The organism is Pseudarthrobacter sp. NPDC058119, from assembly GCF_042884655.1.
Classification (GTDB): domain Bacteria; phylum Actinomycetota; class Actinomycetes; order Actinomycetales; family Micrococcaceae; genus Arthrobacter.
Map to the genome: position 1 here is coordinate 150,847 of NZ_JBHVTN010000010.1, position 10,661 is coordinate 161,507.

The following is a 10,661-nucleotide window of genomic DNA, read 5'->3' on the forward strand; positions in this document are numbered from 1 at the left end:
ACACCGGGCGGTGCAGGAAAGCCCTGCACCGCCCGGCGCCTTTCGATACTGTAGGCCTCTTGTCAGCCGATACGGTAGTCCACTTCGCCGACCTGGGCGGCGGCGGTCAGCAGCCGCTCTTGGCCAGCCTTGTGGGCAGCCGAGTACCCGTCTGCCGGGGAGGCCGCTTCGGGTCGGCCGACGTAGCCCAGCTGGAACTTTCCAAGGCCGAGTCTGAGGAGTTTGGGCAGAACGTAGTTCCAGGCTCCCATGTTCTCCGGTTCCTCCTGAAGCCAGACAATCTCTTCAAGTGCAGTGGCTGCGGCAACTTCCTGCATGATTTCTTCATGCGGGAAGGGGTACAGGCCTTCAACCCTGAGAAGTCGCACACCGTCGCCGATCCGGTCCATGATTTCCACGCCGACCTTTCCGGAGCACAGCAGCAACCTGCGCGTCTTGCTGCTTTCCGCGCCGCTGGCCAGAACGGAGCGGAATCTCACTGGAGCGAACTCCTCCACGGGTGACTTGGCTGCCTCTGCGCGCAGGAGCGACTTCGGCGTGAAAATCACGTGTGGGCGGGGGTTATCGGCGGCCGCAGCTCCCACCAGAGCAGCAAAGTACTGGGAGGCGGTGGTGGGTACCAGGATGCGGGAATTGTCCCTGGCGGCAAGCTGGAGGAAGCGTTCCAGGCGTGCGGAGGAATGTTCCGGGCCGGCGCCTTCCCAGCCGTGGGGGAGGAGGACAACGACGCGGCTGTCGCGGCCCCATTTGTCGCGTCCGGCCATGATGAACTGGTCGAACATCACCTGGGCCACGTTGACGAAGTCGCCGAACTGGGCTTCCCAGATCTGCAGGGAGTTGGTGTTGGTCCGGCCGTACCCGTATTCGAACCCGACGGTGGCTACTTCTGTCAGGGGCGTGTTGGCCACGAGGAAGGGGGCACCGTCGAAGCTGATACGCTCGGTCTTATCTCCCGTGGTGGCGTCGTGCACGACGATGTGGCGGTGGCTGAAGGTGCCGCGCTCCACGTCTTCACCGGTGAGGCGGACGGGGACGCCTGCCTCGTTGATCAGCTTTAGGGCCAGGAGCTCTGCCTGTCCCCAGTCGACCAGGGTATCTTTTGCCCTTGCGGTCCGGCGTTTGGAGAACTGACGCATGAGCTTGGGATGGATGGTGAAGTCCTCGCGGTCTTGCTCGGCCAGGTCGAGAACCTGCAGCGCCCACTCTGCGGGCGCTGCCTCCAGTGCTGACCGGATGGCCGGGCGGGCCGGCAGTATCTGGTTGACGACTGAGTCGAGATCGAAGGTGCGCGCCTTTTCCAGTCCGTCGACCAGGGCTGCGCGCGCTGCCGATTTGGTGCTCTCGACGTAGTCGGAGGGCACCAGGCCTGAGGCCTCGAGCCTGGCTGCATAGATTTCGTGGACGGGAGGGTGCTCGTCGATGTCGGCGTAGTAGACCGGCTGAGTGTAGCGCGGTTCGTCGGTTTCATTGTGTCCGTGCCGGCGGTAGCCCAGGACGTGGATGATGATGTCCTTGCCGAAACGCTCGCGGTACTCAAAAGCAATCCTGGCGGCGACGAGGTTGGCGTCAACATCGTCAGCATCGGTGTGGATGACGGGAACATCGAAGCCCTTGACGACGTCGGAAGGCCACAGGGTAGAGCGAAGCTGGAAGGGGGTTGCGGTGAAACCCAGACGATTGTCCTGGACGATGTGGACGCTTCCCCCCACATCGTAAGGCGCCAGATTCTGAAGGTTCAGGGTTTCGTACACCACACCTTGGCCGGTGAACGCCGCATCCCCGTGGAGAAGGACCGGCAGGACGCGTCGTCGGGCTTCTTCACGGGTCATGCCGGCGGCGACGAGCTGGTCCTGTTTGGCCCGGACGGCACCCAGTGCCACCGGGGAGACGAACTCGAGGTGGCTGGGGTTTTGTTCGAGGGTAACGCGGATGGAAGCGCCGTCGACATCCTCGAAGCGGCCTTCGCCGCCCAGGTGTTGACGGACATCGCCCACGGGAGCCTTGGGGGTGGCATGGGCGGTGGGAAGGAATTCCGCGAGGAGCCGCTCGGCGGGCCAGTTGAGTATGCGGGCCATGATGCTGAGCCGACCGCGGTGGGCCATGCCGATGACCGTGTCCGTGTAGTTGGCCTGGGCTGCGTGGCCTGCCATTTCGGCCAAGGCCAGGACGGTTGATTCAAGTCCCTGTACTGAAAGGGTCTTCTGGCCCAGGAACTGGGTTTGGAGGTAGGCCTCGAAGACATCAAGTTCAGTTGCCAGCTTCAGCGCCTGAAGACGCCGGGAGGAAGCAGGCGTCGGGATGCCGTTGCGCAGCAGCTCGGCCAGCCATTGACGGGAGTCGGGGTCGGACAGGTGGCTGAACTCAACTTCAACTCCGTTGGGGAGCCATGAGCCTTCATGGCGGGCCCGGACGGGCTCAAGCCGGGCGACTGCCGAGCTTGCGCTGCTCTCGTATTCGGCCAGCCTGATGTCGTCGTGGTCCGAACCCGGCTGGGCGGGAAGGTCGAGCAGGACGCCGGTCGGTGTGCCGCGCAGTTCGCTTTCGAGTTGGTCCAGGAATTCCGGGGACCTCAGCAGTTTTTCAACCGTGCCGAGGAACATCCCCGAGTCGGCGCCCTGAATGGCGCGGTGGTCGTAGGTGGAGGACAGGGTGATGACGGGGTCCACGTGCTGCGTGCGCGCAAGCGTCTCGAGGCCCGCCGGGATGCCGATGGCCCCGGCGGCGACGATGATGCCGGGACCGGCCGGCAGCAAGGGCACGCCGGTGGTTGACCCGAACCGGCCAGTGCTGGTCAGGATCAGTCTGGCTCCGCGGAGGTCCGCTACCGCCACGGTTCCAGTGCGGCACGCCTCGGACAGTTCCCCCAACCGGGCAACGAAGGCAGGGAAGGTCAGGCTGGCTGCATCCCTGATCACGGGCACCATGATCGAGTGGCCTGAAGCAGTCTCTACGTCCACAGCTACACCAAGGTTGACGGTGCCTTCTTCCACCATCACCAGATCCTTCTCCGCAGCTTCTATCCGGCGACGGGCTGCAGGGACCTGGTTCTGGGCGGCCCGAGCCATGGCAGTGGCAAGTACCGCGGCGATGGGAACATTGAAGCCCTCAGTGCGCAGTCGTTCCCGCCACTGCATCAGTGCCGACACTTCGAAACTGCGGATGGTGGAGGCAGTGGGAATTGCAAGGCTGGCCTCCATGTTCCGCGCCATGGCCGCTGACCGGCCGCGGAGTACTTTGCGGGCGTCCGTTTCGGGTGTGGAGCCGGGCTGGCTCGGAGTGAACGAGGAACTAATGTCTTGGAGCATTTCTAGTCTTTCGCGGGGGCGGGGGAGATTTCGGGACCGGGACGGATGTTTGGTTCGCCGCCGAACGTGATGTGTTCCATACTTACTGTTATGGAATCGCCTTACCAATACTTTTCCGTGATGGGTCGATGCCCGACCGTGATAATGCCGGAAGGGGATGTCGTGTGGAAATAAGGCATTTGCAATCTCTCCTGGCCGTTGCGGACACAGGAAGTGTGACCAGGGCAGCCGAACTGCTCCACGTTGTACAGCCGGCCGTAACACGACAGATCCATAACCTGGAGAGCGAGTTGGGCACATCCCTGTTTGAACGGAGCCGCACGGGCATGCGGCCAACGGACATAGGGCTGCAGGTCATCGAGCGCGCACGACGCGCCCTCTCAGAGCTTGAGCGGGCACGGGAAGAGGCGCGTTCCTCAGGAGCGGCCCTGCACGGCATCGTGACCGTTGGCCTCCTGGCGAGCACCGCCCCCCTGCTCGCCGCGCCTCTCGTTGCTGCCGTGGCCAACGCACATCCCGGCGTGAGGTTGCGTCTGGTTACCGGCTTTGGCGGGCACCTGAGTAGGTGGCTAGAGGCCGGCGATGTAGACATTGCTTTGACGTACAACCAGCCTCCAGCCGCAGCCCTGAGCGTGAAACCCCTTCTCGATGAAGACCTGTGGGCGGTCGGACCAGTGGAAGCGCCCAGTGTCGGCTCGGCTGGATTTGGGCTCCGAGACCTCCTGCAACGTCCGCTGGTGATGCCCAGCGCGCCCCACGGCATCCGCTCGCTTGTGGAAAGCGCTGCGGCCCGCCTCGGCCTCCCGCTGGACATTGCGGTGGAAACGAATGACGCGGGAGTCCAAAAGCAGCTCGTCCAGAACGGTTTCGGTTGGACCGTACTGCCGGGGATCATGGTTGCCGACGAGGCTGCCGGCGGCACGCTCAATTCGGCACCCATTGTAGATCCGGGTATACCGCGAAGAATCATATTGGCCAGGCCGGGCAATGCCAGATCCTCATCTGCCGTTCGGATGACGGCAAAGCTTCTCGAAGAAACCGTGGTCGGCCGTATCCACGCCGGAGGATGGCCTTCCGCCCGCCTGATCGCGGGATAGTCCTGCGCCGCCATAAGAAGCTTCTAGAGGAACCTGACCGGTGCGGCGAGGGGCCTGGGATGAATCCAAACCTCGTAGTTGTCTGCTGCGGCGAACATTCTGCGCTGGTCGTTGGCGTCAGCTGACAACCACAGCGCGGACGAGTCCGGCATGGCTTCCGCCACGACCCCCCTGGAGACAGTGACCTGATTTCGCCGGATTTCAACGAACGCACCCACGAGCTTCGTCCAACTGCGCTTTGTGCAGCCATCAACCGTTTGAGCCTTCATCGTTTTCCTAGTAGGACCGGGGGAGGCCGAGGACCTTGTTGGCGATAAAGTTCTTGATCATGTTGTTGTTCACCGGAGCAACCTGGAACATGCGGGTTTCCCTGAACTTGCGCTCGACATCGTATTCGTCAACGAATCCGTAGCCGCCGTGAGTATCCAGGCAAGCATTGGCCGCGGCCCAGCTTGCTTCTGATGCGAGGTGTTTTGCCATGTTCGCTTCAGCGCCACAGGGCAGTCCTTCATCAAAGAGGCGTGCCGCTTCATAGCGCATCATGTCCGCGGCCCGGACCTTCATGTAAGCGTCGGCGATCGGAAACTGCACGCCCTGGTTAGCGCCGATGGCCCTGCCGAAGCGTTCGCGGCTGCTGGCGTACGACACTGCACGCTGGGTGAACCAGTAGCCGTCACCCACCGCCTCAGCAGAAAGCAGAATGCGCTCTGCGTTCCAGCCGTCCAGTACGTAACGGAAGCCCTTGCCGACCTCGCCAATGACGGCGGAAGAGGGAACCCGCATGCCCTGGTACCAAATCTGGTTTGTCGCATAGTTGAACATCGTGCGGACTTTGACCACCTTCAGGGTATTCGGTTGCTCCTGCCGCACCTGGCGCAGGTCGACCAGGAACAGGGTGAGCCCTTCCGTCTTGCTGGTGCTTTTCGCGGCTGTCCTTGCCAGAACGAAGGCGAGATCCGATTCGTCAATACGGCTGGTCCAGCTCTTGTGTCCGGTGATGATGTAGTCCTCACCATCGGGAACCGCTTCGGTCTCGATGCTGGTGGTATCCGAGCCGGCCTTGTCTTCGGTGATCGAGAAGGCCTGCAGGCGGAGCTTGCCAGCGGCGATCTGAGGAAGGTAGTCGCTCTTTTGGGCCTCACTGCCATGGCGCAGCAAAGCACCCATCGTGTACATCTGCGCGTGGCAGGCAGCGGAGTGCCCGCCTGACTTGTTGATCTCCTCCATGATTACGCTGGCCTCGGTAAGGCCCAGCCCCAGCCCGCCGTACTCGGTGGGGATCAGCGCCGACAGCAGTCCGGCTTCGGTCAATGTATCCACGAATTCCTGCGGGTACCGCCGGTTGCGGTCCGTTTCACGCCAGTACTCGTCCGGGAACGCGGCGCACAGGTCACGGGTGCGTTGCCGTAGCTGTTCAAGAGAGTCGGTGGTGGGCATCTTTGCTCCTTAGTCGGTGATGGGTGCGCGTGTCGCTGACCTACGTACGACCGTACAAAATATATTGACTGCTTGGCAATACCCACAACCATCTAATGTTGCAAGCAAAATCCTTGACTTAGCAGGCATCTGCTGAGAAAAATAGATCGAGAACAAAATATATTTGATTCCGCAGGGCAGTGGATGCCCAGCAAAGGAGATGCTCGGATGTCAGAAATATCCAACCAAGAAGCAGCAGCGAACAGCCGCGTTGTCCCCGGATGGAACGGGAGGCTTTTCGAGGACTTCTCTGTGGGAGATATCTACTACCACCCGTTCGGAAAGACGGTAACCGAAGCGGATAACCACAGCTTCACGCTGATGACCCAGAACGTGTCCAAGACCCACGTCGACAGGAATTTCGCGGCCGCCACAGAGTTCGGGCTGCCGCTGGTGAACTCGACGCTCACGCTTGCGCTCGTCACGGGCCAGTCCACCATTGACCTTTCCATGAATGTGTTCGCGAACATGGGATGGGACGAAGTACGCATGCCCAATCCCGTCTTTGAAGGCGACACCATTTACTCCCGGTCCAAAGTGCTGGCCACGAGGGAATCCAATTCCCGGCCCAGCCTTGGCCTGGTGACCGTTGCCACCGAAGGGTTCAACCAGGACAAGAAAATCGTCATCAGCTACCGGCGGACCTTCATGGTCTACCGGCAGGGCCACCTGCCAGGAGTCGAATCTGCCCGCCCCGATGAATCGAGCCTGCCGAAGATCGGAGAGCAAAAGTGACGGCAGCGGGGACCCTGCCTGAGACCATTGCCGGCGCAGAAGTCATCACACAGGCAGTTACCGCCCTGTTCGTGCCCGGCGACCGCCCCGAACGCTTCCAGAAAGCCGCCGCTGCCGACGCCGATGTCGTCATTATCGACCTCGAAGACGCAGTCGCCCCTTCCGAAAAGTCACTGGCATTGGCCTCCACGGTTGATGCCTTGGTCCGGGGTGGAATCCGTGCGTTGGTCCGGGTAAACGCCGCTGACTCAGCAAGCCATGAGACGGAAGTAAAATCCCTGCTCGCCATAACTGAGCTGAAGCACCATGGTCTTTTAGGCCTGATGGTTCCAAAGGCCGAGCAGGCTGGGCCCCTAACGGCCTTGCGGGAGGCGCTGCCAGAAAATCTTGCCTTGGTGCCCCTCGTCGAATCAGCGCGCGGCCTTGTCCAGGCGCAGGTACTGGCTTCGGTGCCAGGAGTGACGCGTCTGGCCTTTGGCGCCGTCGACTTCGCATTGGACCTTAACGCCGACAGCGACGACCGCTTTCTGGACGCCGCACGTTCCCAGCTGGTCCTAGCCTCCCGGGCAGCTGGAATTGCCGCACCACTGGATTCGCCGTGCATCGAAATTCGCGACGTGGACCGCGTTGCCAGCTCTGCACGGCTGGCCAAAAAATTCGGATTCGGAGGAAAACTCTGCATACATCCGGCTCAGGTCGCCATTGTCAACGCAGAATTCCTTCCCAGTGACTCCGACATTGAATGGGCCCGCACGGTTATCGGTGCCGAGGGTGGTGCCGCCCAGGTGGACGGGCGGATGATTGACCGTCCCGTCACTGAACGCGCAAAACGTATCCTGCACCAGGCCCGGAAAGGTTCATCAAATGGCTGAGCTACCTTTGGCAGGTATCACTGTCGTCTCCCTGGAACAGGCCGTGGCCGCTCCATTTGCCACCCGCCAGCTGGCAGACCTCGGCGCCCGGGTCATCAAGGTGGAACGGGACACCGGTGACTTCGCCCGCGGCTATGACCGGAAAGTCAGCGGAATGTCCAGCTACTTCGTGTGGCTGAACCGCGGAAAAGAAAGCATTGTCCTGGACCTCAAGTCAACCGAAGGGATGGGGGTCCTCAGGGAATTGGTATCGCGAGCGGACGTCCTGGTCCAAAACCTCGCTCCCGGCGCCATTGAGCGGCTGGGCCTGGGCCCGGATGATGCGCTGGCGCTGAACCCGAAACTGATCCACGTGTCCGTTTCGGGATACGGCCGCGGTGGCGCACACGAACAGAAGAAGGCCTATGACCTTCTCATTCAATGCGAGACCGGGCTGCTCAGTGTCACAGGAACCCCGGGCGCGCCGGCCAAAGTCGGCGTCTCCATCGCTGACATCTGCGCCGGAATGTATGCCTACTCCGGGATCCTGACATCCCTGCTCCAGCGGGCAACTACCGGACGGGGTGATGTGCTGGAAGTATCCATGCTTGAGGCGCTGGGGGAGTGGATGAGCCAACCCTATTTCTACGCACAGTACGGCGGTGCGCCCCCGATAAGCAGTGGAGCGCAGCATGCAAGCATCGCACCCTACGGGCCGTTCACCACCGCGGATGGAACCGTCTTCTTCGGAATTCAGAATGAACGCGAATGGGCGGCATTCTGCACGGACGTCCTTCAGCAACCCGAACTCGCCCAGGACGGCCGTTTCAACTCCAACACCAAGAGAGTAGAGAACCGGGCCGACCTGCATAGCGTTATCGGCAAGGCCTTCGGGGACCTGTTCACGGAAAAGGCAGTTGCGCGGTTAGACGAAGCCGGCATCGCCAACGCACAGCTACGCGACATGCACGGATTCTCCGCACACCCCCAGCTCGCCTCACGAAACCGCTGGCGTGACGTTGAATCACCGGTCGGGCCGCTGCGCAGCCTGATCCCTCCGGTAAATTCCCGGGAAGCAGCCTTCCGCATGGGAGCAGTCCCCGAGCTCGGCGAGCATACTCAAAGAATCTACTCCGAACTGGGAGTCCGCGTCCCATGAGCGAAGTTGCCTGGGATCGGGACGACTGGGCACACCTTGTCGGAGGAGTGGTCGAAGTGCGGCTCAATGGCCAACTCGTTCGAGTGGGCAGAATGGAACAGACCACACCGGATTCCAGCATGATGTGGGTGGCAGCGGATGCTGTCGAGCAGCGCACGCTGTACATGAAGGCCTGGGGCTACAAGGTTCGGCTCAGCATTCCGGTGAGGCCCAACAGCGGAACGGCCGAACCGTGTAATCACCGATGCGCCTGCGGCAATCCAGCGGTCGCACCCATCTAGTCATTCTCCTTCGCCAGGCGGATTAGATAAGCGGCTTCGGGGCTCAGCCCACGACGGGTATTCCGCCTGACCCTCCGGTAGCCCGGGGAGCTTTTCAGCGGATTGTCCGCATATTGACCTTTTTGTCTCACACTTCGGATTACATGCAAGATCGGGAAATGCATCGATTCACAATAAGCAACCGCTATTCGGCTACCGGCGCCATCCCGGCAGCCGCATGGCTCATGCTTCTGCTGGGAGTTGCGGCTCAGGCGGGAGGCTCACTCGTTGTGTCCATCCCCGCCTATCTGATCCCGTATCTCCATACGGAACGGGGATTGTCGCTGACCGAAGCGGGAATGCTGGCTGCCACTCCCACTCTCGGAATGGTAATTACATTGGTTGCCTGGGGCGCAGCGGCGGATCGCTACGGGGAGCGATGGGTGATTGCGGGTGGCCTCGCTGGCACCGCGATCTTCACGCTCCTTGCGGTATCGGCCACCGACACTGCAGCGATGGGTGTGATGCTCGGACTGGCGGGTGGAGCAGCAGCCAGCAGCAACGCGGCCACCGGTAGCGTGGTCGTGGGATGGTTTCCTCGATCGCGCCGCGGTCTTGCCATGGGTATCCGGCAGATGTCCCAGCCGCTCGGTGTCGCCGCCGCGGCACTGACCGTGCCGACGATGGCCGCCCATTACGATGTGGCGGGGCCCTTGATCATATCGGGTATCACGGCTCTCGTCCTGGCAGTCGCGTGTGCAGTCGGGATCCGGAACCCGCCACGTGTCAGACAAGACGTCACCTTTGTGAAGTGCAACCCCTACCGGGAATCAACGTTCCTGTGGCGCATCCACGCAGTGTCGATGCTTCTCGTCGCGCCTCAGTTCACCCTGTCCATCTTCGGGCTGGTGTGGCTCACCTCAGTTTTGAGATGGGAGGCTACCCCTGCCGGCATCGTCATAGCCCTGGCCCAATTCATTGGTGCACTCGGAAGGATCGCTGTCGGCCACCTTAGTGATCGAGCCGGAAGCCGCGTGAGGGTGCTGCGATGGGTCGCGGTCAGCGGCGTCATGGTGATGCTCCTGCTGGCGCTCACCGGATGGCAGGACTGGTCGCTGCCGGGCGCGCTGGTCCTGATTCTTGCGACTGTGGTTTCCGTGGCAGATAACGGAATCGCCTTCACTTCCGCAGCCGAGGCCGCCGGGCCCCGATGGTCCGGTCGTGCACTCGGCACCCAAAACACCGGCCAATTCCTGGTCGCGTCCGCCGTTGGTCCTGTAGCGGGAACACTGATCGGCTTTGTTGGCTATCCCGCCGCCTTCGCTTTTGCCGCCCTCGCACCCTTGATCTCCCTTCCACTGATCCCCGCCACAGACCCACTCACGGCCCGTGGCAACATGGCTCGACCATTGGTTTACGACGAAGGCGATGATGATTCTGGGCAATCACCTGCCAGAGCACAGTAGGAAAACCCGCTGTGCCCGCCCGGGCCCCAACGGAAAGGGCTTCACACGGGGCGCCGGCCAAACATGAACCGGTTTCGTCCTGGCACTGACATGAAAACCCGCATCGACCGACCCAGTAAATCGACGGTCCGCTGGGCAATGGTTGCGTGCTGGGCCCTATCGATTGGAGCCGGGGCCATCCTCGGGTCCTGCTTCTTGCTCCCGTTCAGCCCTAAGGGGCTCTTCGCGGTTGATGGGGATATGAGTTCGTGTCGTTGAAGACAAAGGGGCCCGTGGCCCTGCTGGGATGAGTGTGTCTAGCATTCAACCTGG

The 10,661-nt window shown here is 61.9% G+C and carries 8 protein-coding genes; 6 read left to right on the top strand and 2 right to left on the bottom strand.

From position 1 onward, the window contains the following. Positions 1-62: 62 nt before the first annotated feature. On the bottom strand, positions 63-3,305 hold the full coding sequence (locus ACFVTD_RS19365; protein ID WP_387566211.1) for a 2-oxoglutarate dehydrogenase E1 component: 3,243 nt from the start codon (positions 3,303-3,305) through the stop codon (positions 63-65). A 128-nt stretch (positions 3,306-3,433) separates the two neighbouring features. On the opposite strand from ACFVTD_RS19365, the gene ACFVTD_RS19370 reads away from it, so the two are divergent. After that, positions 3,434-4,402, top strand: coding sequence for a LysR family transcriptional regulator (locus ACFVTD_RS19370; protein ID WP_387566214.1), 969 nt, complete (start codon positions 3,434-3,436; stop codon positions 4,400-4,402). A 276-nt stretch (positions 4,403-4,678) separates the two neighbouring features. On the opposite strand, the gene ACFVTD_RS19375 is transcribed toward ACFVTD_RS19370, so the two are convergent. Then, positions 4,679-5,839, bottom strand: a complete 1,161-nt coding sequence (locus ACFVTD_RS19375) for an acyl-CoA dehydrogenase family protein (protein ID WP_387566217.1) — start codon at positions 5,837-5,839, stop codon at positions 4,679-4,681. A gap of 207 nt (positions 5,840-6,046) precedes the next feature. Here ACFVTD_RS19375 and ACFVTD_RS19380 point away from each other — a divergent pair, with 207 nt between their 5' ends. The 5 genes from ACFVTD_RS19380 to ACFVTD_RS19400 all read left to right on the top strand — a co-directional run bounded on the left by ACFVTD_RS19380 (position 6,047) and on the right by ACFVTD_RS19400 (position 10,349). Continuing rightward, positions 6,047-6,613, top strand: coding sequence for a MaoC family dehydratase (locus tag ACFVTD_RS19380; RefSeq protein WP_387566220.1), 567 nt, complete (start codon positions 6,047-6,049; stop codon positions 6,611-6,613). Next, positions 6,610-7,485 carry an HpcH/HpaI aldolase/citrate lyase family protein gene (locus tag ACFVTD_RS19385; RefSeq protein ID WP_387566222.1) on the top strand — a complete coding sequence of 292 codons (876 nt, stop codon included), beginning with the start codon at positions 6,610-6,612 and terminating at the stop codon, positions 7,483-7,485. The genes ACFVTD_RS19380 and ACFVTD_RS19385 overlap by 4 nt, the downstream gene beginning before the upstream one ends. Continuing rightward, positions 7,478-8,623: a CaiB/BaiF CoA transferase family protein gene (locus tag ACFVTD_RS19390; protein ID WP_387566225.1), complete on the top strand. Its 1,146-nt coding sequence runs from the start codon at positions 7,478-7,480 to the stop codon at positions 8,621-8,623. The genes ACFVTD_RS19385 and ACFVTD_RS19390 overlap by 8 nt, the downstream gene beginning before the upstream one ends. Beyond that, a complete protein-coding gene (locus ACFVTD_RS19395; protein ID WP_387566228.1) occupies positions 8,620-8,904 on the top strand; it encodes a hypothetical protein in 285 nt (94 codons plus the stop codon). Before ACFVTD_RS19390 ends, ACFVTD_RS19395 begins: the two co-directional genes overlap by 4 nt. A 269-nt stretch (positions 8,905-9,173) precedes the next feature. Next, positions 9,174-10,349 carry an MFS transporter gene (locus ACFVTD_RS19400; RefSeq protein WP_387566230.1) on the top strand — a complete coding sequence of 392 codons (1,176 nt, stop codon included), beginning with the start codon at positions 9,174-9,176 and terminating at the stop codon, positions 10,347-10,349. The last annotated feature ends 312 nt before the right edge of the window (positions 10,350-10,661 follow it).

Excerpts from the sequence above, each read along its gene's own strand:
- ACFVTD_RS19390 (WP_387566225.1), top strand. The coding sequence starts at position 7,478 with ATGGCTGAGCTACCTTTGGCAGGTATCACTGTCGTCTCCCTGGAACAG.
- ACFVTD_RS19395 (WP_387566228.1), top strand. The coding sequence starts at position 8,620 with ATGAGCGAAGTTGCCTGGGATCGGGACGACTGGGCACACCTTGTCGGA.
- ACFVTD_RS19375 (WP_387566217.1), bottom strand. The coding sequence starts at position 5,839 with ATGCCCACCACCGACTCTCTTGAACAGCTACGGCAACGCACCCGTGAC.
- ACFVTD_RS19370 (WP_387566214.1), top strand. The coding sequence starts at position 3,434 with ATGCCCGACCGTGATAATGCCGGAAGGGGATGTCGTGTGGAAATAAGG.
- ACFVTD_RS19365 (WP_387566211.1), bottom strand. The coding sequence starts at position 3,305 with ATGCTCCAAGACATTAGTTCCTCGTTCACTCCGAGCCAGCCCGGCTCC.
- ACFVTD_RS19380 (WP_387566220.1), top strand. The coding sequence starts at position 6,047 with ATGTCAGAAATATCCAACCAAGAAGCAGCAGCGAACAGCCGCGTTGTC.